The organism is Achromobacter pulmonis (assembly GCF_021733725.1).
Classification (GTDB): Bacteria; Pseudomonadota; Gammaproteobacteria; order Burkholderiales; family Burkholderiaceae_B; genus Achromobacter; species Achromobacter pulmonis.
The window spans coordinates 5,315,086-5,338,111 of record NZ_JAIFOT010000001.1; the positions used below are offsets into that span (position 1 = coordinate 5,315,086).

The following is a 23,026-nucleotide window of genomic DNA, read 5'->3' on the forward strand; positions in this document are numbered from 1 at the left end:
GCGGGCGGTGCAGCAATAGCTTGAGATACGCGGCTTTCGCCCTGTTTTTCGCCTCCAAGCGGGGGCGTGATTTCGGGCAGAATGCTTTCATCCACTAAGAATCCGTTTTCATCAGCGGCAAAACACGCATCGACACCGAGATGGCGACTTCCAAACCCACAACCATGCCGCCGCGCGGCCCGCTTCCGACACGCTCCGGCGGCATTGGCCGCATCCTTCGTCCGTTGCTCATGATCTTGGTGCTGCTGCTGGTGGCTGCCGCCAGCGCCGGCGCCACCTGGTTCATCAGCCAGCGCATGCAGCCGCAGGGCGGCGCGCCGGTGCAACTGGGCGTGGGCCAGACCGGCAACCAGCCGGGCCAGCCCGGCGCCGCCGGCCCGCAAGCCACGCCGACCACCTTCGTCGCTCCGCCCGCCACGCCGGCCGCGGTGCCCGCGCCGATCTTCGTGCCGATCGAGGCCTTCACCGTCACGCTGCAAAATGCCGACACCGAGCGCATCATGCACGTCGGCCTGACCCTGCGCGTCAGCGATGAGCAGACCCGCATCCGCCTGGAAAAATACATGCCTGAAGTGCGCAGCCGCATCCTCATGGTGCTGTCCGCGCAATCGCCCATTGCAGTGCAGACGCAGCAGGGCAAGACCGACATGGCCAACGCCATCAAGCAAGCCGTCAACCGCCCGTTCGCGCCCCTGCCGGACGGCCAGTATGTCACCGACGTACTGTATACGGCGTTCGTGGTGCAATAAGCATGGCCTACGAGGCGTTTCTTTCGCAGGACGAAGTCGACGCGCTGCTGGCCGGCGTCACGGGCGAGAGCGACAGCAAAAAGGAATCCGCGGGCCCCAACGACGGCGCCCGCGCCTATGACCTGAGCTCGCCCGACCGCGTGGTGCGCCGGCGCATGCAGACGCTGGAGCTCATCAACGAGCGTTTCGCGCGCCAGATGCGCAGCGTGCTGTTGAACTTCATGCGCCGCAGCGCCGACATCACCGTCGGCTCCATCAAGATCCAGAAGTACGCGGATTTCGAACGCAACCTGCCGGTGCCCAGCAACCTGAACATGGTGCAGATGAAGCCGCTGCGCGGCACCGCCCTGTTCACCTACGACCCGAACCTGGTGTTCCTGGTCATCGACAGCCTGTTCGGCGGCGATGGCCGCTACCACACCCGGGTCGAGGGCCGTGACTTCACCACCACCGAACAGCGCATCATCCGGCGCCTGCTCAACCTGACCCTGGAAAGCTACGGCAAGTCCTGGGATCCGGTGTATCCGATCGAGTTCGACTACGTGCGCTCGGAGATGCACACCAAGTTCGCCAGCATCACCGGCAACAATGAAGTGGTGGTCGTCACGTCGTTCCATATCGAATTCGGCGCGACCGGCGGCGACCTCAACATCTGCCTGCCCTACTCCATGATCGAGCCGGTGCGCGACCTGCTCACGCGGCCGCTGCAGGAGACCACGCTCGAGGAAGTCGACCAGCGTTGGTCGCAGCAGCTCTCGCGCCAGGTGCGTAGCGCCGACATCGACGTGGTCGCCGAATTCGCGCGCATTCCGTCCAGCATCCGCGAGCTGATGCGCATGAAAGTCGGCGACATCCTGCCCGTGGACGTGCCGCAGACCGTCATCGCCCATGTCGACGGCGTGCCGCTGATGGAATGCGGCTACGGCGTCTTTAACGGCCAGTACGCCCTGCGCGTGCAAAACATGTTTACCTACGATACCGATTCAAACGAGGCCCCCGACCATGACTGACAAGAACGAGCCCGGCTCCGGCTCGTCCCCGGCCGACGACTGGGCCGACGCGCTCGCCGAACAATCCCGCGCCAATCCGCCCACCCAGGCGGACGGCCTGAAGCCCGCCCAGGACGACTGGGCCGCCGCCATGGCCGAGCAGACCGCCGCCACGCCGCCCGAGGCGCCCGCGCCCTCTCCCGCAGCCGCCGCGCCGTCGCCGGCCGCCGCGCCGGCCGCCACCGCCGCGCCCGCCCAATCGGCGGCGCAGTCGGTGTTCAAGCCCCTGGCCGGCTCCGCTTCCGGCGCCGGCACCGACATCGACCTGATCATGGACGTGCCCGTCCAGCTGACGGTCGAGCTGGGCCGCACCCGCCTGACCATCAAGAACCTGCTGCAACTGGGCCAGGGCTCGGTGGTGGAGCTGGACGGCCTGGCCGGCGAACCGATGGACATCTTCGTCAACGGCTACCTGATCGCCCAGGGCGAAGTGGTGGTGGTGGAGGACAAGTACGGCATCCGCCTGACCGACATCATCACCCCGTCCGAACGCATCAATCGCCTCAACAACCGCCGTTGAAGACGCGCACGTGATGAACGAGTCCGCCCTGCTGCGCGTCGTCATCGGCCTGGTGCTGGTGCTGGCGGCCATCCTGGCCGCGGCTTGGCTGGCGCGCCGCGCCGGCCTGACGCAGCGCGGCGGCGGCAACCTGCTCAAGCAGGTCGCCAGCCTGCCGCTAGGCGCACGGCAGAGCATCGTCGTCGTCGAAATCGAGAACACCTGGGTGGTCGTGGGCGTCAGCCCCGGCCAGCTCACCCCTCTGCATACCCTGCCCGCCGGCGAATTGCCGCAGGCCGCGCCCTTGCCCACCGCCGCCTTCGCCGCCAAGCTGGGCCAGGCGCTCAAGCGCCGCTAGGCGGCGCGCGTTTCCCCACCATGAGCTTGCCCATCTCTCCTCGCGCCCGTCGCAGCGCGCTGCCCCTGCTGGGCGCCGCCGCATTGCTGGGCCTGGCCCTGTTCCCCGCTGGCGTGGTCGCCCAGGCCACCTTGCCGGCGCTGACCGCGACCCCGGGTCCGGGCGGCTCGGAAACCTATTCGCTCAGCATGCAGACGCTGCTGCTGATGACGTCGCTGTCGTTCCTGCCGGCGGCGTTGCTGATGATGACCGGTTTCACCCGCATCATTATCGTGCTCGGCCTGCTGCGCAGCGCCATGGGCACCGCCATGTCGCCGCCCAACCACGTGCTGATCGGCCTGGCGCTGTTCCTGACCTTCTATACGATGTCGCCGGTGTTCGACAAGATCTACACCGACGCCTACAAGCCCTTGTCCGAAGGCTCGATCCAGTTCGAGGCCGCGGTCGAGCGCGCCGCGGGGCCGCTGCGCACCTTCATGCTGCACCAGACCCGCGAGAACGACCTGGCGCTGTTCGCCAACCTGGCCAAGCAGCCGGCGCTGGAAGATCCGTCGCAGGTGCCGCTGCGCATCCTGGTGCCGGCCTTCATCACCAGCGAACTCAAGACCGCTTTCCAGATCGGCTTCACCATCTTCATTCCGTTCCTGATCATCGACCTGGTGGTCGCCAGCGTGCTGATGGCGCTGGGCATGATGATGGTGCCCCCGGTCACCGTGGCGCTGCCGTTCAAGCTGATGCTGTTCGTGCTGGCCGACGGCTGGAACCTGCTGATGGGCTCGCTGGCCCAGAGCTTCTACCAATAGGGAATCGCCATGACCGCCGAAACCGTCATGACCATGACCTACCAGGCGATGAAAGTCGCGCTGGCGATGGCCGGCCCGCTGCTGGTCATCACCCTGATCGTCGGTCTGGTGATCAGCATCTTCCAGGCCGCCACCCAGATCAACGAAATGACGCTGTCGTTCATCCCCAAGCTGCTGGCCATGTGCGGCGTGCTGGTGCTGCTGGGCCCGTGGCTGATCGGCATCATGGTCGACTATATCCGCCAGCTCATCGGCCAGATCCCCGGCCTGGTGTCATAGCGGCGCGCGCCGCCATCCGGGACGCGCCGCCATGTTTTCCTTTACCCTCGAACAGCTCAATGGCTGGGTCGGCCAGTTCCTCTGGCCGTTCGTGCGCATCCTTGCGCTGGTGGGTACCGCGCCTCTCTTTTCCGAATCCACCGTGCCGGTCAAGGTCAAGATCGGCCTGGCATTCGTGCTGGCCGTCGCCATCGGTCCGGCGCTCGATCCCGCGCCGCCCATCGCCCCGGGCTCGTTCGCCGGGCTGTGGATGGTGATGCAGCAGGTGCTGATCGGCATCGCCATGGGCTTCACCATGCGCCTGGTTTTCGCGGCGGTGCAGACCGCCGGCGAATTTGTCGGCCTGCAGATGGGCCTGTCGTTCGCTTCGTTCTTCGATCCCGGCACGGGCGCCAATACCGCGGTGCTGTCGCGCCTGTTCAATATCGTGGCGATGCTGACCTTCCTGGCGCTGGACGGCCACCTACTGGTGCTGGCGGCGCTGGTGCGCTCGTTCGACACCTTGCCGGTGGCCGCGATCCAGCTGCATCAGAACGGCTGGGGCGTGATCGTGGAATGGGGCAAGACCGTGTTCGTGTCCGGCCTGCTGCTGGCCCTGCCGCTGATCTGCGCGCTCTTGACCATCAATCTGGCGATGGGCATCCTGAATCGCGCCGCGCCGCAGCTATCCGTGTTCTCGGTCGGCTTCCCGGTCAGCCTGATCGTCGGCGTGGTGCTACTGACCGTGGTGCTGCCCAACTCCGGCCCGTTCCTGGAATCGCTGTTCGAATCCGGCCTGTCGGCGATGAGCCGCGTGGCCGACGCGCTCGCCGGCAGATAGCCGGCCGCCACCCACGCTCCGCACAGCCGCGGCGCAAAAAAAGCCGGCTCACTGAACTGACCCGGCGCATGCTGGCGGCCCGGTCCGTGACGCAGCGCATGTCACGCAGGGCAACTGCCTGGACAATGCCGCCATGGAAAGCTTCTTCGGCACGCTCAAGGCCGAGCGCTTCCCCCTGAACCGCTTCGAAAGTCTCGACCCGTTGCAGGCCGGCATCCGGCGGTACATCCGTTACTACGATCACGACCGCATCAAGCTCAAGCTAAAAGGCCTGAGCCCGGTGCAATACCGAACTCAGGCCTTCGGGCTTTAGCTGAACGTCCAACTTCTGTGGGGCAGTTCAGCCAGACCGGGTTTTTTCACGTTCAGGCGCAAGCCTATTGCTGCCCCGTCAACCGGAACACCCGGATGGTCTCGCGCAGCGTGCCGGACTGGTTGCCCAGCTGCATGACGGCACCGCCCAATTCCTGCACCAGCGCCGTGTTCTGCACCGTCATCACATCCATCTGCGAAACGGCGCTGTCGACTTGCTCGATCCCGCTGGACTGCTCCTGCGAGGCCTGCGAAATCTCGCCAATGATGTCGGTGACGCGATGCACCGCCGCGACGATCTCTTCCATCGTCGCACCGGCCTGCTCGGCCTGGGCCGAGCCTTCGGACACGCGCTCGACCGAATCCTCGATCAAGCCCTTGATCTCCTTGGCTGCCTGGGCGCTCTTTTGGGCCAGGCTGCGCACCTCGCCCGCGACCACTGCGAAACCCTTGCCGGATTCGCCGGCACGGGCCGCTTCCACCGCCGCGTTCAGCGCCAGGATATTGGTCTGGAAGGCGATGCCCTCGATGATGCTGACGATGTCGACGATCTTGCGCGAGCTCTCGGAAATACCGTGCATGGTGTTGACCACTTGGCCCACCGCCACGCCGCCGCGGCGCGCCACGTCCATGCTGCTGGCGGCCAACTGGTTGGCCTGACGCGCATTATCGGCATTCTGCCGCACGGTGGACGTCAGCTGTTCCATGCTCGCCGCGGTCTGCTGCAACGATGCGGCCTGTCCTTCGGTGCGCCCGGCCAGTTCCTGGTTGCCGCGCGCGATATGAACCGCCGCCTGGGTCGTGCCTTCGATACCGCGGTATACGTCCTGGGCAATGCCGACCAGGCTCTTGCGCATGACTTCCAGCGAGAAATTCAGGCTGCCGACCTCATCATCCGATTCGGCCACGATCTGCGTGGTCAGGTTGCCGGCGGCCACTTGCCGCGCCATGTTGGCGGCCTCGACCATCGGATCCAGCAGCGAACGGCTCAGATGCCAGCCCAACGCGAAAATCGCGACCACGCCCAGGCCCAACAGCCCGCATGCCAGGCCGGCGCCGGCCGTGCCCAGCGTGTCCCAATTGGCGCTCAGCCCATACACGCCCGCCGCCACCACAATACTCGCCGACAAAGCGGCATGGCGGAACATGCGGCCACGCAGGTTGCGCCGGAATGGAAATGCCAGCAGATCCAGGCCGCGTCGCCAGCCCGCCCGCACCGGCCGGCCCTGCCGGATGCGTACGCCACGGGCGCGGCCTTCGCGCATGCGGGCATAGAGCGCCTCGGCCATCTCGACCTGCTCATCGCTCGGGCGCACGCGCACCGACGAATACGCCACCACTTCGCCGTTCTCGACGATCGGCGTGGCATTGGCCAGTACCCAGTAATAGCTGCCGTCCTTGCGGCGGTTCTTGACCAGGCCCAGCCATGACTCACCTGCCTGCAGCGTGCGCCACAGATCCTCGTAGGCCTCGGGCGGCATGTCGGGGTGGCGCACGATGTTGTGGGCCTTGCCGATCAGCTCCTCGCGCGAGAATCCACTGACCTCGATAAATGCCGGGTTCGCGTAGAGGATGCGGCCCTTGGTATCGGTGCGCGAGATCAGGTATTGATCCTCGCGCAGCTTGATTTCCAAATCATTGACTGGAAGGTTTACGCGCACAGCTTGTCTCCGGTTGCATCATAGGTCGCGGCGAACGATTGATAGCGGTCTGTCCGAGGTCCTGGCGCCCCGCAGCAGCCCGTCCCCCCCGCCCGGTGCTCGCAGGCGCGCGCATGATGCGCGCCGCCGCCGGAACCGGTTCGCCCCGATGTGGGACGTTACGCCCAATAACGGTAATATTTTCGAAAACTTAACCCGTTCACTAATCGAGATCACGGATGGCAATCGACCCGGCGGCCGCGAAGGGGCGCCGGGTCGGCTGGAGCCGTGGCCAGTGACTGGCCACGCTCCACTGGCGAACGGGGGCCGGCCCCGCGCCGATCAGTCCTGCGTCAGCGTCGGTGCCTGATAGCCACCCAACTGTTGTGCCGGCACCTCGATCACTTCGCCGGCATTGATCTTGAACACCGCCACCGCTTCGGCCAGGCGCTGCGCCTGCTCCTGCAGCGAACCGGCCGCGGCCGCCGCCTCTTCCACCAGCGCCGCGTTCTGCTGCGTCACTTCGTCCATCTGCGACACCGCGCGGTTGACCTGGTCGATACCGCTGGACTGCTCTTCCGAGGCCGCCGAGATCTCGCCCATGATGTCCGTCACGCGCTTGACCGAGGACACGATCTCCTGCATCGTCGCGCCCGCGCGCTCGACCTGCTGCGAACCGGCGCCCACCTTGCTCACCGAGTCCTCGATCAGGCCCTTGATTTCCTTGGCCGCCTGGGCGCTACGCTGCGCCAGCGAGCGCACTTCGCCCGCCACCACCGCGAAACCCTTGCCCTGCTCGCCCGCGCGCGCCGCTTCCACCGCCGCGTTCAGCGCCAGGATGTTGGTCTGGAACGCAATCCCGTCGATCACCGACACGATCTCGGAAATCTTGCGCGAGCTGGCAGAAATGCCCTGCATCGTGTTGACCACCTCGGCCACCGCCGAACCGCCGCGCTCGGCCACGTCCGAGGCGCTGGCCGCCAGCTGGTTCGCCTGGCGCGCGTTGTCCGCATTCTGCTTGACCGTCGAGGCCAGCTCTTCCATCGACGCCGCCGTTTCCTCCAGCGAGGCCGCCTGTTCTTCCGTACGGCTGGACAGGTCGGTGTTGCCGGCCGAAATCTCGCGCGAACCCACCGTGATCTCATCGACCCCGCGACGCACCGTGGCCACCGTGCGGGTCAGGCTTTCCTGCATGCGCTTGAGTGCGGCGAACAACTGGCCGATCTCGTTGTGCGAACGCACTTCGACGCGGCTGGTCAGGTCGCCCGCGGCGATCTTGTCAAAGTGCTGGCCAGCCTCGACCAGCGGACGCACCACCAGGCGGCCAAACAGCACGCGGCAGAACACCATCAGGAGCAACGCCAGGGCCACGGCCACGCCCACCGCCACCAGGGCGCGATTGAAATTGGACTCGGCCTGGTCGATCGTGGCCCGCTGCTGATCGTCAATGTACTTGCTGAACTCGGAAATGGCCTCAATGAAGGCCGCGCTGCGAGGCGTACCGTATTCGTTGTTCACCATGTAGAAGGTGGAATAATCCTCGCTGCGCAGCGCTTCGACCATGGTGTCGACGCCGTCATCGATATAGGAGCGGTAGCGGCGCACCAGATTCATCGACAGTTGGCGGCCGGTATCGTCCTGCAGCATGTTTTTCTGGAAGTCAGAGAAACGGCTGCGCACGCCCGTCAGCAGGTCGGTGGCCGCCTTCAGGGCGGCGGCGGCGTCGCGCGCCGAATTCTCGCCACTGCCCCAACCGGATTCCTGCAGATGGCGCGCGGCCACCATCAGGCTGACGCGGGCGCGCAGCATGTCGGTGTTGATCACTTCCACCTGCTTGGCGCGCTCGGTCAACGCGTTGACCTCGCGGATGGATTCGTAATTGTGCTGCAGGAAGAAGGCGGCCATGCCACCCACCGCCGCGATCAGCACGGCGAAGAATGCCATGACCCACAGCAGCATCGTGCCGACGCGGGCATCGCGCAGCCGCAGCTTGCGCTTCACCTTCGGCGCGCGCGCGGCCTTTTTCTTACCGACCCTGCCTGATTTCGCTCCGGATTCCAGACTCGCTTCCATATTCTTTCCCCATCCCTCAGGTACAGCCCTGACCAAATGAAAACCCACCCCGGCAAACCGTCCATGCGGACCGCGTTCGCATCGGGGCGACGTACATGGCGGTCCAGGGACCGCCGCGCATTCCGCGGGAACCGGGGCCTACCGCCCCTGGCCCATCGGCTCGGGCGGCGCAGCCGGCACCGGTATGACGATGGTTTCCACCTGGGGCGGCGGCGCGGGCTGCGGCGCCCATTCCTGACCGGGGTCGGGTATGGGTGCAGGGCCCAGCAATTTCTGGCGTTCCCAGGGTTCCAGCAGAATATTGGTGCTGTCGACGAGGCGCATCAGCCGGCCGTCCGGGCCGAACTGCAGCAACGCCTCTTTGCGGCTGTAAAGGCCGTCCGCGACAAACGTGATCTTGAAGGACCAGAGGGCCAGAAAAGTGCCGTCGGTCTGTTTGTAGAATTTGTCAGGCGGGGCCGTGAGCGCCCGCGAGGCTTCTTCCAGCGTGGTCTGGCCCGGGGTCAGGGTCGACAGCTTGCTGGGGTCGAAATTGTGGCCCGTCGCCGCGCAGCCCGCGATCAGCGCCGCAAACGCCGCCATGACCAGAAGTTTTAGATAGCCTCGCATACCTGCCCATTTACCGGTCGGAACCGGCGTCAAAAAGATTCCCAATCATCGTCCGCCGGCGCCTGGCGGCGAGAGGCCGCCGGCGCCGGCTTGACGTCCTTCACTGGCGCGGCCGCGCGGGGCGCAGGCCGGCGCAGCGGTCGCGCCGCGCTGGCGCCTTCGGTCGGCGCCGACGACGACGTGGCCCGAGCAGCATGCGTCAGGCGCGCCGCTGGCGCGGCCGGCGCCACGGGTGCGACGGCCTTTTGCTGTGCCGGCGGCGTCTCTTCGGCCCTGGGCGGGCTGACGCGCGGCGCACTGCGTTGCTGCGCCAGCTGACGCGCCGGCACCTCGATCACTTCGCCGGCATTGATCTTGAACACCGCCACCGCTTCAGCCAGGCGCTGCGCCTGCTCCTGCAGCGAACCGGCCGCGGCCGCCGCCTCTTCCACCAGCGCCGCGTTCTGCTGCGTCACTTCGTCCATCTGCGACACCGCGCGGTTGACCTGGTCAATACCGCTGGACTGCTCTTCCGAGGCTGCCGAGATCTCGCCCATGATGTCCGTCACGCGCTTGACCGAGGCCACGATCTCTTGCATCGTCGCGCCCGCGCGCTCGACCTGCTGCGAACCAGCGCCCACCTTGCCCACCGAGTCCTCGATCAGGCCCTTGATTTCCTTGGCCGCCTGGGCGCTGCGCTGCGCCAGCGAGCGCACTTCGCCCGCCACCACCGCGAAACCCTTGCCCTGCTCGCCCGCGCGCGCCGCTTCCACCGCCGCGTTCAGCGCCAGGATGTTGGTCTGGAACGCAATCCCGTCGATCACCGACACGATCTCGGAGATCTTGCGCGAGCTGGCAGAAATGCCCTGCATCGTGTTGACCACCTCGGCCACCGCCGAACCGCCGCGCTCGGCCACGTCCGAGGCGCTGGCCGCCAGCTGGTTCGCCTGGCGCGCGTTGTCCGCGTTCTGCTTGACCGTCGAGGCCAGCTCTTCCATCGACGCCGCCGTTTCCTCCAGCGAGGCCGCCTGTTCTTCCGTGCGGCTGGACAGGTCGGTGTTGCCGGCCGAAATCTCGCGCGAACCCACCGTAATCTCATCGACGCCGCGACGCACCGTGGCCACCGTGCGGGCCAGGCTTTCCTGCATGCGCTTGACGGCGGCCATCAGGGTCCCGATCTCATTGGTCGAGTGCACCTCGACGCGGGTGGTCAGGTCGCCGCCGGCGATGCGATCGAAGCTCTCGCCGACCACGCGCAGCGGACGCAGCACGGCGCGGTTCACGAACAGGAACGCGCCCAGCGAAACCGCCAGAATGACCAGCAGCAAGCCCAGATAGACATAGGTCATCACCGCGCTCTGCGAGCGCGACGTGGCGACCTGCTGTGCGCTGAATGTATTGATGGTGTGCGCGAATTCGGTCAATTGCTTGGAGAATGCGCCACTGGCCGCGGCGGCCCGGGTGTTCTTGAGGTTCAGGTACTCCGCATTGTCACCCCGGTCCAGCGCGGCGAGCATGGCCTGCAACCCCTCGGAAAAGCCATTGAATGAAGCCAGCAACTGACCTTCCGCGGCACGGCCGATATCGGTGTTTTTCGGAACTTCCTTGAAGCGCTCCAGCTTGGCTCGGCCATCGCTCAGCAGTTGCTGCACGATGCGCGACGTTTCGGCAGCGCCGGCCTTGTCACCGGCCGCGCGCTGCGCCGCGGCAATATCGGCGCGGATGGTGGCGCGCAGCATCTGCACATAGGCGTCCTTGACCAGACTGCTCTGCTGGACGCTCAAATTATCCAAGGCATCGATCGCTTCGGCGTTGGATCGCATGCTGCTCCAACCGAATGCAATGGCAACCAGCGCAGCCACGGCGACAGCCAATTGGGCAAGCATCAAGCCCGTGCGCACCTTCAGATTGCTTAACATTTTCCGATATTTCCAGTAACCGTCGAGGCGACATGCGGGCCGCCTCGACGTAAAAGAGAGGGGTTTGTTACTGCGACTACCTGTTCAATGCGGCGGCTTGCGTGGTCAGAAGGACTCCCAGTCATCATCCGCCGGCGGCGCGCGCCGCGCGGCGGCCGGTGCGGGCTTGATCGGTTTGGCATCGGTCGCATCGCTGGTCCGGACCACCGGACGGCGCGGCGAACGGGCTGCGGTGGCGCCACTGTTGGCCGTGGGCCGGGCACGGGCCGGCTGGGCCAGGCGCGCGGCGGCGACCGGAGGCTTCGCCGGCGCCTGGGCCGGCTGGGCCACGCCTTCCGGGGCAGGTGCCGACACGGCGGCCTCGGCGGACGCTTCCTCGACCTTTGGCGGGCTGACGCGCGGCGCACTGCGTTGCTGCGCCAGCTGGCGCGCCGGCACTTCGATCACTTCGCCGGCATTGATCTTGAACACCGCCACCGCTTCGGCCAGGCGCTGCGCCTGTTCCTGCAGCGAACCGGCCGCGGCCGCCGCCTCTTCCACCAGCGCCGCGTTCTGCTGCGTCACTTCGTCCATCTGCGACACCGCGCGGTTGACCTGGTCGATGCCGCTGGACTGCTCTTCCGAGGCCGCCGAGATCTCGCCCATGATGTCCGTCACGCGCTTGACCGAGGCCACGATCTCTTGCATCGTCGCGCCCGCGCGCTCGACCTGCTGCGAACCAGCGCCCACCTTGCCCACCGAGTCCTCGATCAGGCCCTTGATTTCCTTGGCCGCCTGCGCGCTGCGCTGCGCCAGCGAGCGCACTTCGCCCGCCACCACTGCGAAACCCTTGCCCTGCTCGCCCGCGCGCGCCGCTTCCACTGCCGCGTTCAGCGCCAGGATGTTGGTCTGGAACGCAATCCCGTCGATCACCGACACGATCTCGGAGATCTTGCGCGAGCTGGCAGAAATGCCCTGCATCGTGTTGACCACCTCGGCCACCGCCGAACCGCCGCGCTCGGCCACGTCCGAGGCGCTGGCCGCCAGCTGGTTCGCCTGGCGCGCGTTGTCCGCATTCTGTTTGACCGTCGAGGCCAGCTCTTCCATCGACGCCGCGGTTTCCTCCAGCGAGGCCGCCTGCTGCTCGGTGCGGCTGGACAGGTCGGTATTGCCGGCCGCGATTTCACGCGAACCGACGTTGATTTCGTCCACGCCTCGGCGCACCGTGGCCACCGTGCGGGTCAGGCTTTCCTGCATGCGCTTGACGGCGCCGAACAGTTGGCCGATCTCGTTGTTGCTGCGCACGTCGATGCGTCCGGTGAAGTCACCGCCGGCGATCTTCTCGAAATGATCGCCCGCCTCATGCAAGGGGCGCAGCACCGTGCGGCTGATGAAAATCCAACAGCCGATCGCCAGCAGCGCGGCAATCACCAGCAGCGCGATCGTGACGGCGCGCGAGAAGTCGTGGTCCGCCTGCGCCTGTGCCGCCAGCTCATCGGTGCGCTTGTCGACGAAATCCAGGTAGCCGTCGATCGCTTCACGGAACTTGGTGTTGGCGCGACTGGCGGCGTCATTGAGATTCAGATAGTCCTGGATCGCCAGGTTAGACAGTGCCGTCGCCTGGGCCCTGAGGACCGAGTCGTATTCCTTCTGCGCCGTGTCCAGGGCCTGGCTCAGGGCTTGCGCGCCGGACAGCTGCGGCGCCTTGTTGAAGTCCTCCATCATCTTGAGCGCTTCCTGCTTCAGGTCCGCGGAACGCTTGGCCTGCTCGGCCGCCTGTTCGGTCTTGCCCTGTTGCATGTCCATCAGCGAGGTGGAAAGCAGCAGACGGGAGCGCAGGAATACCGTGTAAGCGCGGTTCAGCGGTACCCCTTGGTCGGTGTAGATGGCGTTGATCTGGTCCAGCTTGTTGTTGCTGGAATTCAATCCCATCCATGCCACGCCGTTCGATACGAACATGGCACCGGTGAATAGGAAAAGCACCAGGATGATGCAGGTGCGAACTTTCAAATTGACAAGCATGAAATATCCGAGCGTTATTGAAACGACAAAATTCCTACCCTGTACGCACACACGGACGCTCCGGCGTGTCACCGGAAGCGTCCGTAAGGGCGCAACATGCCGCGCCCCTGCGGAGCACGGCCTATGGACTCACCGTATTACTTGCGGCTGAAAAGACTCGACCCCTGGATGGTCATGAACGCCGCGGACGCCGCCTGCAAGGCCACCTGGCGCAAAGCCAGCTGGCTGGCGCCCGAGTAGTAGTCCAGGTCTTCGAGATCCGACAAGGACTTGGAATAGCCCAGGCCCTTCTGGGTGCCCGTGGCGTCCAGCGCCTCCAGTTCGTTCATGCGGGCGCCCACCGAGGCGGAGACGGTCTGCACGTTGTCGTAGTTGGTCGACAGCTTCTTGTTGGCCGTCGCCAATTCGTTGTTCAGCTTGGCCAGCGCCACCGGATCGCCGGCGATCGGCGAGTCGAGCGTCTTGATGAGGCTGTCCAGCGTATTGAAAATGTCGACGTCGGCGGACTGCACGCTTTCCACGTCGATCACGTCGCCGTTCTGCGGCGTGCCCTTGACGACCACCGACACCCCGCCAAAATCAATGGAGGCGTCGGGCGTATAGACCGAGGGCGCGGCCGGCGGCGCCGGGTTGATGACCGGCGGTACCGGCGGGTTGGCGTTGGGGTCGGTCGTGATGACCCGATAACCCATGTTGCCGGTGGCCGGGTCGGATTCGAATTGCAACTTGAAGTTCTTGCCGATGTTGGGGCTGCCCGGCGTCACCGAGACCGTGCTGAACTGGGCGGTGCCGGTATTGGCCTCGGCGGCGGTGCTGACATAAGCCTGCGAACCGGGGTTGGCGCGGTTGAAGATGTCGCTGCCGATGTCGCTGGTGGACATCTGGCGCGACTGGTCGACCTGCACCGTGCGATCGCCGGTGGCGCCGCTATAGACGATCTTGCCGTTGGCGTCCTGGGCATAAGGCACCACGCCGCCCTGGTAGCCCGAGAACAGGTATTGGCCGTTGCCGTCGGTGCTGTTCGCCAGACCGAGCAGCGCTTCCCGGGCGTTCTTCAGCGCGGTCGACAGGGCCTGGCGGTCGCTGTCGGCAAACGTGCCGTTACCGGCCTGCACCACGCGGGTACGCACGTCCGCCAACGCCGTGGTGACGGAGTCGAGGATGTTGCTTTCCTGGCCCAGGTTGGTCTTGGCGGTGTTGCGGTTGAGCAGGTACGTGGCGTTCATGCTCTGGGTCTGCGCCACATTGATCGCCAGCGATGCCGACAGCGGATCATCGGCCGGCGTCAGGAACTTCTTGCCACTGCCCACCTGTTCCACCAGGCGGTTCATGTCGGATTCCTGAGAGAGAACGCCCTTCAGGCCGTTCGAATACATCATCGAGGTGCTCAGGCGCATGGGGAAGCTCCAAATAGGTCTTGATAGGTCACGATTTCAGCGATCCGGATCAGCCGCGCAGGCCAAGCAGCGTATCGAACAGCGTGCTGGCGACGTCGATGATGCGGGCGCTGGCCTGGTATTGCTCCTGGTAGAGCGACAGGCTCACGTATTCTTCGTTCAGGTTCACGCCCGACACCGACTGCTGGGCCGCGGTCTTCTGGGCAACGAGATTCTTCTGGGCGGTGTTGGCCGACGCGATCTGCGCGGTCTGCACGCCGACGGTGTTGACCACCTGGCCGAACATCTCGGTGATGCTCATGGTGCCGTGGCCCAGCACCTTGGTGTGCTGCAATTGCGCCAGCAGCAGCGCGTTCTTGCCGTTGGCATCGCCGCCGTCGGCGTCGGCCGCCGCAACCTTTTCCGGGTCGGTGATCAGCACGTTGATGTCGCGGGCGGCATCGCGCGTCGGCGACAGCGACCACTTGTCGCCGGCTTGCGGCGGCGCGTCGATCGTCAGCGACACGCCCATCTCGTCGGTCAGGTCCAGCGTGGCGGTGGGCGGCGTGCCGGTGGCCGGGCCGTTATATACCTGGGTGCCTTCCGGCTGGCGCGTCACGCGGTAATTGGCGCCGTCGAAACTGATTTCGTAGTCCTTGGCGTTGATGTTGTCCACGTTCGTGAACGTACCGCTGAGCTGCGCGCCGCTCTTGTTGTTGGCATTCGGCACGCCCTGGGGGCTGCCGATGCTGAAGAAATCGGTGCCGGGGTTGCCGGCGGAGTCCAGGCCCTGGCGGTGCTGTTCGTTGAACGACATGGCCAGCCCGACCGCCATCTGGCCCAGTTGGGCCTGCATGAAGTCCAGCGAACTGGCGCGGAACTGCAACAAGCCGCCCAGCTTGCCGCCGGTGACTTCGGCGTCGTTCAATTCGACCGAGACGGTCTTGCCGCCGGAACCGGCCGGCAAGGTGTAGGCGATGACGGTGCGGCTGACGTCCTTGGCGGACGACACGGCCTGCAACGGGTAGACGGTTTCGCCGGACAGCAGGGCCTGGCCACCCGAGGCCAGCGAGATGTTGAGCTTGTCGCCCTGCTCGTAGGTGGTGATGCCGATCAGCTGGTTCAGCTCGGAGACGGCCTGGTCGCGCTGGTCCATCAGGTCGTTCGGCGGATTGCCGGCGCCCTTGCCGCGCGCGATGGCGATCTGGCTGTTCAGGTCGTTGATGCGGGACAAATAGCTGTTGACCTGCTCGACGGTGGTGGTGATCTGCGTATTCAGGCCCAGGCGCTGGTTCTGCATTTCCTGGTAGGCCGAGCGGATCTGGGTGGAAAGGCTGTTGGCCTTGCCCAGCAGATCCTGGCGCGCGGCGGGATCCGCCGGCTTGCTGGCCACGGTGTTCATGCTGGTGAAGAAATTGTTCAGGCCCGGCGCAATGCCCACGGTGCGGTCGGCGAACAAGTTGTTGATCTGCGAGACCTGATCCAGCTGGGTCTGCAACTGGGCGCTGCTGCCCTGGGCGCCGACCAGTTGCTTGTACAGGAAGCTGTCGTAGCTGCGCACGACGGTGTCGACCTGCACGCCGCGGCCGATGAACCCGTTGCTGGTGGCCTGGGCGCCGGCGGTCGAGATCATGACGCGCTGGCGGTTGTAACCGACCGTGGTGGCATTGTTGATGTTGTGACCGGTGGTGGCCAGTCCCGCCTGGGATGCGTTCAACCCGCCCAACGCCATTTTGTACAGATTCATGCTGACAGTGCCCCGTATGTAACCGTGACTGATATTTCTGGATACCCGATTAACGGCACCAGGTAATCCAAATTTAGAGTCCTTCCAACATCTGGCGCGAAATATCCACCTTGGCGGCCGCCCCGCGCAGCTGGCCCATGACGCCGATGAGTTTTTGCGCGTACTGCGGATCGGTGGCGTAACCGGCGCTCTGGATGCGATGCGCCGCCTCGATCTCGTTGCGCGCCTGCGTCACGGCCTCGTAGCGCGGGCTGTTGCCGATCAGGCGGGCATAGTCGGCGAACGATTCCTCGTAGGACGAATAGGCCCGGAAAGGCTGCGTCACCTTTTTCGCGACGCCGTCTTCGTACTCGGTGGTCAAGACATTGACGACCTTGCCCTTCCAGCTCGGGCCGGCCTTGATGCCGAACAGGTTGTAGCTGGTGCGGCCGTCCTCGTGCTTGATCTCGCGCTGGCCCCAGCCCGATTCCAGGGCCGCCTGACCCATGATCAGGCGCGCCGGCACACCGCTCTGTTGCGAGGCCAGCATGGCCGCGCGCGACATCTTGGACACGAAATTGATGACATGCTCGGGCGCGCCTTCGGCCGCGGCCAGGGCGCGATCGCTGGCGCGGTTGTTGCGCATCACGTCCATCAGCGCCGACACCTGGCGCGACCCGCCGGTCTGGAAATCCAGGTCGGTGCCCTGCCCCAGCCGCTGCACGGCCTCGGTCGGCAGGTCGCCCGGCTTGCCCTGCTGCATCTGCGCCAGGATCGACTGCGACAGGCCGATGCCTGGCGTGGCCAGGTGCAGCGCCAATTGCTCGTCGGCCATCGATTGCAGCATCTGGGTCTGCTGCGAGTCGAACAGGCCCTCTTTGGGCGTGGCTTCGCGCATCCGCTTGAGCATCATCTGCAGGAACAGGGCCTCGAACTGCTTGGCGACCTGCTTTTGCTGCTCGGTGCCGGGGTGGGCCGGATCCTTGGTCACTTCCCGCTTCAGGTCCGACAGGCGCCCCATGTCGAACACGGAGTCCTGGCGGCTGCCCAGGCGCGTGGAGGGGCTGGTGTAGGCCATGGCGGTCAGATGATTTCCAGTTCGGCGCGCAATGCGCCAGCGCTCTTCATGGCCTGCAGGATCGCCAGCAGGTCCTGGGGCGTGGCCCCCAGTGCGTTCAGCCCCTTGACCACGTCGGCCAGGTTGGCGCTGGTGGTCACGCGTTGCAGCGAGCCGTTGTCCTGCCGCACTTCGATCTGGGTATTGGGCACTACCACCGTCTGCCCCTCGGTGAAGGGCGTGTCCGGCTGCGACACCTGGTTCTGGCGGTTGATGACGACCGACAGGTTGCCGTGCGCCACGGCGGCCTCTTCGATCATGACCGTACGGTTCATGACCACCGACCCGGTGCGGGCATTGATGATGACCTTGGCCACGGTCGGCGCGCGCGTCACCTGCAGGTCTTCGACCTGCGACAGGAAGCGCGCCTGGGCCGACAACTCCATGGGGCTGCGCACTTGCACCACGCGGCCATCCAGGGCGGTGGCGGTGCCCTGCCCGAACTTGCGGTTCAACGCCGTCACCACGTTCTGGGCGGTGCCGAAGTCGGTATTGTTCATTTCCAGATAGATGTAACCATCGCGCGCGAAGGTGGTGGGCACGCCGCGCTCGACGATCGCGCCGCCGCTGATGCGGCCGCCGTTGAGCTGGTTGATCTGCACGCTGGAGCCGCCGGCGGAGGCGCCCGCGCCGCCGACCAGGATGTTGCCCTGGGCGATCGCGTAGACCTGGCTGTCGGCGCCCTTGAGCGGCGTCATCAGCAGCGTGCCGCCGCGCAGGCTCTTGGCGTTGCCCATGGAGGACACCACCACGTCCAGGGTCTGGCCGGGCCGCGCGAAGGCAGGCAGGGTGGTCGTCACCATGACCGCGGCCACGTTCTTGAGCTGCATGTTGCTGCCGGCGGGCACGGTGATGCCCAGCTGCGACAGCATGTTGGTCAGGCTCTGCTGCGTGAACGGCGTCTGGCGCACCTGGTCGCCGCTGCCGTCCAGGCCCACCACCAGGCCGTAACCGATCAGCTGGTTGCCACGCACGCCCTGGATGGATGCCAGATCCTTGAGCCGCTCGGCATGCGCCGCCGAGGCGCCGGCCAGCAGCCCCGCCACGACACAGACACGCGCCAGCAGGGACAGCAAGGCGGAAATCGGAGTGGGATGTTTCATGATCAGAACGGCGAAACGAGCAGGAAGAAGCGTTGCAGCCAGCCCATGGTCTGGACCTCGTCCATGACGCCCTTGCTGCGGTATTCGATGCGGGCGTCGGCCACCTGGGTCGAGGACACGGTGTTGGTCCCGGTGATCGAACGCGGATCGACCACGCCCGAGAAGCGCACGTATTCACTGCCCCGGTTGATGGCGATCTGCTTTTCGCCCGCCACCTGCAGGTTGCCGTTGGACATCACGCCCACCACCGTGGTGGTGATGGTGCCGGTGAAGGCGTTGTTGGCGGTGCTGTCGCCCTTGCCCTGCGCCACGTTGCCGCCCTTGGCGTCGGTGTTCAGGTTGGCGTTGGCCCAGCTGTTCATGAAGGACGGCGCCGCGGCGATGCCCAGGCTGGCGCTGCCGCTGCGGTTGGTATTGGTAGCGACGTTCTTGGAGGCGTTCGTCTTCTCGTTCAGCACGATGGTGACGATATCGCCGACGTTGCGCGGCCGGCGGTCCTCGAACAACGGGTAGTTGCCGTAAGTCGTGGGCTGGTAGATCGAGCCCGAGGGCTGCGCCGCCGGCATCGGCGGCGGCGGCGGCGGCGCCGTCGTCGGCCCGGTCACGATGGGCTCGGGCGGAATCATGGCGCAACCGGCCACCAGCAACGCCAGGGCCGCGCTCGAAACCAGACGCAAGACAGGCATAGGCATCACAGTTGGGTCAGGCGGGCCAGCATTTCGTCCGAGGTCTTGACGGCTTTGCTGTTCATTTCGTAGGCGCGTTGGGTCGTGATCATGTTGACCAGTTCCTCGGCCACGTTCACGTTGGAAGTCTCCACGTAGTTCTGCATGAACGTACCCGCGCCATCGATGCCGGGCTGCAACAGGTTGGCCGGGCCCGAGGCGTCGGTTTCCAGGTACAGGTTCTCGCCCACGCTCTGCAAGCCGGTGGGGTTGATGAAGGTGGCGATCTGCAACTGGCCGATCTGCACATTGACGCCGGCGGCGCCCGGCTGCGTCACCGAGACGATGCCATCCTTGCCGATGGAGATCGACAGGGCGTTGTCGGGCACGTTCATGGGCGGCTGGATCACGTAGCCGCTGACCGTGGTCAACTGGCCGTTCTGGTCGCGCTGCAGCGCGCCGTCGCGGGTGTAGGCCTGGGTGCCGTCCGGCAGCTCGACCTGCAGGAAGCCGCGGCCGTTGATCGCCACGTCCAGTTCACCGCCGGTGTTGTTCAGGCCGCCGGTGGTGTGGATGCGCTCGGTGGCGGCCACGCGGGCGCCGGTGCCCAGCTGCAGGCCCGACGGCAATTGCGCGGCGTCGCCCACCTGCGCACCGGGTTGGCGCAGGGTCTGGTACATCAGGTCCTGGAACACGGCACGGCCGCGCTTGAAGCCGTTGGTCGAGACGTTGGCCAAGTTGTTGGAAATCACGTCCATCGAGGTCTGTTGACCTTCCAGGCCCGTCTTGGCAATCCACAGTGAACGCATCATGATGAAGTACTCCTGGTGCCGCGGCCCGGCCGCGCGCGAAAAATATTGTTCGGATCAGCCAACCGGATCAGGCCACCGACAGGATGCCGTTGGCGCGCTCGGCGTTGCGGTCCGCCTGCTGCACCACCTGCATCTGTTGCTCGAAGCGGCGGGCATTTTCGATCATGCCCACCATCGACGCCATGGGATTGGTGTTGCTGCCTTCCAGCACGCCCGACAGCACCCGCAGGCTGGGGTCGGCGGGCTGCGGGGGGGCCGGCTGGCCATTGACCGGCGCCAGGCGGAAAACGCCGTCGTCACCATGCACCAACTGCGTCTCCGGCGGATTGACGAGCTTGATGCGGCCCAGGTTGAGAATATTGTTGGGGGCATCGCCGGCACCGATGGCGGTAATCGTGCCATCCGAGGTGATAGTCAGCGATGCCTGGTCCGGCACGTCGATGATGCCGTTCTGGTCGGACATCACCGGCTGGCCCAGCGACGTCTGCAGCAGGCCGTTGACCCCCACCTGCAGGCTGCCGGCGCGGGTGTAGGCCTCGCCCTGCGGGGTCTGCAGGGCGATCCAGCCATTGGAACTGGCCAGGGCCACGTCCAGGTCGCGCCCGGTGGTCTGCATGTTGCCCATTTCGAAGTTGTTGCGGGGCGTCGACGCCACCGTCGAAACACGCGTCGGCAGGCTCACGCCGTCGTTCACCGGAACCGACCGGTACAGCGCGATCTGCTCGCGAAAACCCGGCGTGTTCACGTTGGCCATGTTGTTGGAGAGCGCGGCCTGGTGCTCCGTGATCCGCGCTGCGCCATTCATGGCGGTGTAGATGATTCGATCCATTGCCTATTCCGTCGGTGTCGTCGCGTGCCCGTCAGGCATTACTTCAGGTTCATCAGGACTTGCATGATCTCGTCCTGGGTCTTGATGGTCTGCGAGTTGGCCTGGTAGGTGCGCTGGGCAATGATCATGTTGACCAGCTCCTTGCTCATGTCGACGTTGGACGACTCGGTCGCCTGGCCCACCACCTTGGACAGGCCGTTGCTGCCCGGCTGGCCGAGAATCGGCTGGCCCGACGAGGCGGTTTCCTTCCAGGCGTTGTTGCCCACCGGCTGCAGGCCTTGCAGGTTGGCGAAGTCGGCCAGCACGATGGTGCCGACGATCGAAGTTTCGCCGTTGGTGTATTGGGCCACCAGGCTGCCGTCGGAACCGATGTTGATGCCGCTGAATTCGCCCGAGGTGTAGCCGTCCGGCTGGTTCTTGAGCGCATAGGCGCTGCCGTACTGCGTGGTGCCGGTGTAGTTGATGGCGATGGCCAGGGGATCGGCCGGCGTGGTGTTGCCGCCGGGCGTGGCGAACGACAGGTTGACCGTGTTGGCGCTGGTCATGGCGCCGGCCTTGTTGAACGTGAACTGCGTCGGGTTGCCCCACACGCCGGCCGCCTCGGTGGTGGGCGCCATGGCCTGGCCATCGATCGTGTAGTAGACGTCGTAGACGCTGTTGCCCGCGGCGTCGGCAGCGCGCTTGACGAAATACTGCATCACCTGGTGCGAGTTGCCCAGCGAGTCGTACACCGTCATGGGCGAGGCGTTGGTGTAGCTGGAGGTGACCTTGGGGTCGAACGGCTTGCCGACTTCGGTCACGGCGGCGGTGTAGTCGACGAAACCGGGGATGACGTTGAGGTTGCCAGCGGTGACCTGGCCGGCGCCGTCGATCGTCACGGTGTCGGGCGCGGTGCCGTAGACGCCGGCGGGCGGGTTGCCCGGGGTCCAGGTGATGACGCCGCCCCCTGCCCTGGTGAAGGTGTACGGAACGCCACCCAACGTCACCGAGCCGGGCACTTCCGGCGAGGTGACGGTGTCGACCTGGTAGATGACCTTGGCGTTGGCGTCCAGGTTGGCAACCGTGGTGGCCGTGGTGGTGGCCTTGGGCGCGACGTTGGCGGTGGGCAGTTGCAGTTCGACCGGGTTGGCGCCGATGCCGCCGGCGGGGTAGCCCGTCAGGCGGTAGCCCTGCGCATTGACGATGAAGTTGTTCTTGTCGACCAGGAATTCGCCATTGCGGCTGTACATGACCGCGCCGCTCTGGTCGGTGACGCGGAACATGCCCTTGGCGCCGTCGATGGCGATATCGTATTCACCGCCGCCGCCGTTGACCGTGCCCACCGTGAAGCGCTGGGTGATGCCGGCCACCTTGGTGCCCAGGCCGACCCGCGAGCTGGCGTAGACGTCGGCGAACGAGGCGGTCGACGATTTGAAGCCGACCGTGCCCGAGTTGGCAATGTTGTTGCCGATGACGTCCAGGTTCTGCGCCGCGGCGTTCAAGCCGCTCAATCCTTGTCCGAAGCCCATGTGTTCTCTCGCTAATCTCTAAATTTGGAAACCGCCGCCGTGGCGCCGGCTGATCATCAAACCGGCTGGCCTCAGCCGATCACCTTGCGCACGTCCAGCATGCTGGTCTGGCCATCCAGGCCCATGTCCAGGCGCAGGCCGTTGGTGGAATAGGCCACGCTCTTGACCTTGCCGTACTTCAGCACTTCGGCTGCCACCTTCTTGTCGTCGCCGTCGGTGGCCAGCACGGAAACCGTGTACGCGCCCGCATCCAGCGCCACACCGGCGTCGTTCTTGCCGTCCCAATCCAGGGTGTAGACACCGGCTTTCTGCTCGCCCAGTTCGATGGTGCGCACCACCGCGCCGTTGCTGTCGGAAATGCGCACCTGGACCTTGGCCGCATCATTCTGCAGGTCCAGGCCGTAGGGCGTGACCACGCGCTCGGCGGGGTTCTCGGCATCCACGCCGACCTTGACGCCAGAGCCCGGCACCAGCACCCCCTTGCCGATCATCGCCACGGCATTCATCGACTGCGACACATCGATCTGGCCGCTGATGGCCAGCATGGTGTTCTTCAGGTTGGTGATGCCTTCCACCGTGGAAATCTGCGCCAGTTGCGAGGTCAGCTCGGCGTTCTGCATCGGGTTCAGCGGATCCTGGTTCTGGAGCTGCGTCACCAGCAGCTTCAGGAACTGGTCCTGCAGGCCCTGCGCGGTGCTCGAGCCGCTGGCGCCGACTTGCGCCAGGCCCAGGCCGGTCTTGCTTGTGGTTTGATCGACGGTGGTCATGAGTTCACTTCTTCAAAAACTTCCGCGCGGGCG

General features: G+C 65.7%; 21 protein-coding genes and 1 pseudogene. 8 read left to right on the forward strand and 14 right to left on the reverse strand.

Annotated elements, in window-relative coordinates:
- The first annotated feature begins 140 nt into the window (after positions 1–140).
- The 8 genes and pseudogenes from K2W61_RS24520 to K2W61_RS24555 form a co-directional block, all read left to right on the forward strand.
- Positions 141–749, forward strand: coding sequence for a flagellar basal body-associated FliL family protein (locus tag K2W61_RS24520; protein WP_175135937.1), 609 nt, complete (start codon positions 141–143; stop codon positions 747–749).
- 2 nt (positions 750–751) lie between these two features.
- Positions 752–1,759, forward strand: coding sequence for a flagellar motor switch protein FliM (gene fliM / locus K2W61_RS24525; RefSeq protein ID WP_175135938.1), 1,008 nt, complete (start codon positions 752–754; stop codon positions 1,757–1,759).
- Positions 1,752–2,318, forward strand: coding sequence for a flagellar motor switch protein FliN (gene fliN, locus K2W61_RS24530; protein ID WP_175135939.1), 567 nt, complete (start codon positions 1,752–1,754; stop codon positions 2,316–2,318). Before fliM ends, fliN begins: the two co-directional genes overlap by 8 nt.
- A 13-nt stretch (positions 2,319–2,331) precedes the next feature.
- Positions 2,332–2,655, forward strand: a complete 324-nt coding sequence (fliO, locus tag K2W61_RS24535; RefSeq protein WP_175135940.1) for a flagellar biosynthetic protein FliO — start codon at positions 2,332–2,334, stop codon at positions 2,653–2,655.
- Positions 2,656–2,675: 20 nt separating this feature from the next.
- Positions 2,676–3,458 carry a flagellar type III secretion system pore protein FliP gene (fliP, locus tag K2W61_RS24540; RefSeq protein WP_236756743.1) on the forward strand — a complete coding sequence of 261 codons (783 nt, stop codon included), beginning with the start codon at positions 2,676–2,678 and terminating at the stop codon, positions 3,456–3,458.
- Between the two features lie 9 nt (positions 3,459–3,467).
- Positions 3,468–3,737, forward strand: coding sequence for a flagellar biosynthesis protein FliQ (gene fliQ / locus K2W61_RS24545; RefSeq protein WP_175135941.1), 270 nt, complete (start codon positions 3,468–3,470; stop codon positions 3,735–3,737).
- A gap of 31 nt (positions 3,738–3,768) precedes the next feature.
- Positions 3,769–4,557 (forward strand): flagellar biosynthetic protein FliR, encoded by a 789-nt coding sequence (gene fliR / locus K2W61_RS24550; protein ID WP_175135942.1) that lies wholly within the window; start codon positions 3,769–3,771, stop codon positions 4,555–4,557.
- Positions 4,558–4,619: 62 nt separating this feature from the next.
- Positions 4,620–4,870 (forward strand): annotated as a pseudogene (locus tag K2W61_RS24555) (IS3 family transposase); the annotation flags it as partial.
- Between the two features lie 64 nt (positions 4,871–4,934).
- Here the strand turns inward: K2W61_RS24555 and K2W61_RS24560 are convergent.
- The 14 genes from K2W61_RS24560 to K2W61_RS24625 all read right to left on the reverse strand — a co-directional run bounded on the left by K2W61_RS24560 (position 4,935) and on the right by K2W61_RS24625 (position 22,993).
- Positions 4,935–6,530 (reverse strand): methyl-accepting chemotaxis protein, encoded by a 1,596-nt coding sequence (locus K2W61_RS24560; protein ID WP_236756744.1) that lies wholly within the window; start codon positions 6,528–6,530, stop codon positions 4,935–4,937.
- Between the two features lie 321 nt (positions 6,531–6,851).
- Positions 6,852–8,582: a methyl-accepting chemotaxis protein gene (locus K2W61_RS24565; protein ID WP_175140089.1), complete on the reverse strand. Its 1,731-nt coding sequence runs from the start codon at positions 8,580–8,582 to the stop codon at positions 6,852–6,854.
- 138 nt (positions 8,583–8,720) lie between these two features.
- Complete coding sequence (locus K2W61_RS24570; RefSeq protein WP_175135970.1) at positions 8,721–9,191, reverse strand: hypothetical protein; 471 nt, start codon at positions 9,189–9,191, stop codon at positions 8,721–8,723.
- Between the two features lie 29 nt (positions 9,192–9,220).
- Positions 9,221–11,089 carry a methyl-accepting chemotaxis protein gene (locus tag K2W61_RS24575; RefSeq protein ID WP_236756745.1) on the reverse strand — a complete coding sequence of 623 codons (1,869 nt, stop codon included), beginning with the start codon at positions 11,087–11,089 and terminating at the stop codon, positions 9,221–9,223.
- A gap of 105 nt (positions 11,090–11,194) precedes the next feature.
- Positions 11,195–13,090, reverse strand: coding sequence for a methyl-accepting chemotaxis protein (locus K2W61_RS24580; RefSeq protein WP_236756746.1), 1,896 nt, complete (start codon positions 13,088–13,090; stop codon positions 11,195–11,197).
- Between the two features lie 137 nt (positions 13,091–13,227).
- Positions 13,228–14,487 carry a flagellar hook-associated protein FlgL gene (gene flgL / locus K2W61_RS24585; protein ID WP_175135817.1) on the reverse strand — a complete coding sequence of 420 codons (1,260 nt, stop codon included), beginning with the start codon at positions 14,485–14,487 and terminating at the stop codon, positions 13,228–13,230.
- Positions 14,488–14,536: 49 nt separating this feature from the next.
- Positions 14,537–16,213: a flagellar hook-associated protein FlgK gene (gene flgK, locus K2W61_RS24590; protein WP_175135818.1), complete on the reverse strand. Its 1,677-nt coding sequence runs from the start codon at positions 16,211–16,213 to the stop codon at positions 14,537–14,539.
- Between the two features lie 73 nt (positions 16,214–16,286).
- Positions 16,287–17,270 carry a flagellar assembly peptidoglycan hydrolase FlgJ gene (gene flgJ / locus K2W61_RS24595; RefSeq protein ID WP_175135819.1) on the reverse strand — a complete coding sequence of 328 codons (984 nt, stop codon included), beginning with the start codon at positions 17,268–17,270 and terminating at the stop codon, positions 16,287–16,289.
- Positions 17,271–17,275: 5 nt separating this feature from the next.
- On the reverse strand, positions 17,276–18,412 hold the full coding sequence (locus K2W61_RS24600; RefSeq protein ID WP_175135820.1) for a flagellar basal body P-ring protein FlgI: 1,137 nt from the start codon (positions 18,410–18,412) through the stop codon (positions 17,276–17,278).
- Between the two features lie 2 nt (positions 18,413–18,414).
- Positions 18,415–19,104, reverse strand: coding sequence for a flagellar basal body L-ring protein FlgH (locus K2W61_RS24605; protein ID WP_175135821.1), 690 nt, complete (start codon positions 19,102–19,104; stop codon positions 18,415–18,417).
- Positions 19,104–19,889, reverse strand: coding sequence for a flagellar basal-body rod protein FlgG (gene flgG, locus K2W61_RS24610; protein ID WP_175135822.1), 786 nt, complete (start codon positions 19,887–19,889; stop codon positions 19,104–19,106). Before flgG ends, K2W61_RS24605 begins: the two co-directional genes overlap by 1 nt.
- 67 nt (positions 19,890–19,956) lie before the next feature.
- Entirely contained in the window at positions 19,957–20,718 is a 762-nt protein-coding gene (locus K2W61_RS24615; protein WP_175135823.1) for a flagellar basal body rod protein FlgF, read from the reverse strand.
- 38 nt (positions 20,719–20,756) lie between these two features.
- Positions 20,757–22,226: a flagellar hook-basal body complex protein gene (locus K2W61_RS24620; protein WP_236756747.1), complete on the reverse strand. Its 1,470-nt coding sequence runs from the start codon at positions 22,224–22,226 to the stop codon at positions 20,757–20,759.
- A 71-nt stretch (positions 22,227–22,297) separates the two neighbouring features.
- The gene (locus K2W61_RS24625) at positions 22,298–22,993 is read right to left on the reverse strand and encodes a flagellar hook capping FlgD N-terminal domain-containing protein (RefSeq protein ID WP_175135825.1); all 696 of its coding nucleotides are present in this window, start codon (positions 22,991–22,993) and stop codon (positions 22,298–22,300) included.
- Positions 22,994–23,026 lie beyond the last annotated feature (33 nt).

What these genes read in the sequence shown, in the direction of transcription:
- K2W61_RS24520 (WP_175135937.1), top strand. Translation starts at nt 141, where the DNA reads ATGGCGACTTCCAAACCCACAACCATGCCGCCGCGCGGCCCGCTTCCG.
- fliM (WP_175135938.1), top strand. Translation starts at nt 752, where the DNA reads ATGGCCTACGAGGCGTTTCTTTCGCAGGACGAAGTCGACGCGCTGCTG.
- fliN (WP_175135939.1), top strand. Translation starts at nt 1,752, where the DNA reads ATGACTGACAAGAACGAGCCCGGCTCCGGCTCGTCCCCGGCCGACGAC.
- fliO (WP_175135940.1), top strand. Translation starts at nt 2,332, where the DNA reads ATGAACGAGTCCGCCCTGCTGCGCGTCGTCATCGGCCTGGTGCTGGTG.
- fliP (WP_236756743.1), top strand. Translation starts at nt 2,676, where the DNA reads ATGAGCTTGCCCATCTCTCCTCGCGCCCGTCGCAGCGCGCTGCCCCTG.
- fliQ (WP_175135941.1), top strand. Translation starts at nt 3,468, where the DNA reads ATGACCGCCGAAACCGTCATGACCATGACCTACCAGGCGATGAAAGTC.
- fliR (WP_175135942.1), top strand. Translation starts at nt 3,769, where the DNA reads ATGTTTTCCTTTACCCTCGAACAGCTCAATGGCTGGGTCGGCCAGTTC.
- K2W61_RS24565 (WP_175140089.1), bottom strand. Translation starts at nt 8,582, where the DNA reads ATGGAAGCGAGTCTGGAATCCGGAGCGAAATCAGGCAGGGTCGGTAAG.
- K2W61_RS24570 (WP_175135970.1), bottom strand. Translation starts at nt 9,191, where the DNA reads ATGCGAGGCTATCTAAAACTTCTGGTCATGGCGGCGTTTGCGGCGCTG.
- K2W61_RS24575 (WP_236756745.1), bottom strand. Translation starts at nt 11,089, where the DNA reads ATGTTAAGCAATCTGAAGGTGCGCACGGGCTTGATGCTTGCCCAATTG.
- K2W61_RS24580 (WP_236756746.1), bottom strand. Translation starts at nt 13,090, where the DNA reads ATGCTTGTCAATTTGAAAGTTCGCACCTGCATCATCCTGGTGCTTTTC.
- flgL (WP_175135817.1), bottom strand. Translation starts at nt 14,487, where the DNA reads ATGCGCCTGAGCACCTCGATGATGTATTCGAACGGCCTGAAGGGCGTT.
- flgK (WP_175135818.1), bottom strand. Translation starts at nt 16,213, where the DNA reads ATGAATCTGTACAAAATGGCGTTGGGCGGGTTGAACGCATCCCAGGCG.
- flgJ (WP_175135819.1), bottom strand. Translation starts at nt 17,270, where the DNA reads ATGGCCTACACCAGCCCCTCCACGCGCCTGGGCAGCCGCCAGGACTCC.
- K2W61_RS24600 (WP_175135820.1), bottom strand. Translation starts at nt 18,412, where the DNA reads ATGAAACATCCCACTCCGATTTCCGCCTTGCTGTCCCTGCTGGCGCGT.
- K2W61_RS24605 (WP_175135821.1), bottom strand. Translation starts at nt 19,104, where the DNA reads ATGCCTATGCCTGTCTTGCGTCTGGTTTCGAGCGCGGCCCTGGCGTTG.
- flgG (WP_175135822.1), bottom strand. Translation starts at nt 19,889, where the DNA reads ATGATGCGTTCACTGTGGATTGCCAAGACGGGCCTGGAAGGTCAACAG.
- K2W61_RS24615 (WP_175135823.1), bottom strand. Translation starts at nt 20,718, where the DNA reads ATGGATCGAATCATCTACACCGCCATGAATGGCGCAGCGCGGATCACG.
- K2W61_RS24620 (WP_236756747.1), bottom strand. Translation starts at nt 22,226, where the DNA reads ATGGGCTTCGGACAAGGATTGAGCGGCTTGAACGCCGCGGCGCAGAAC.
- K2W61_RS24625 (WP_175135825.1), bottom strand. Translation starts at nt 22,993, where the DNA reads ATGACCACCGTCGATCAAACCACAAGCAAGACCGGCCTGGGCCTGGCG.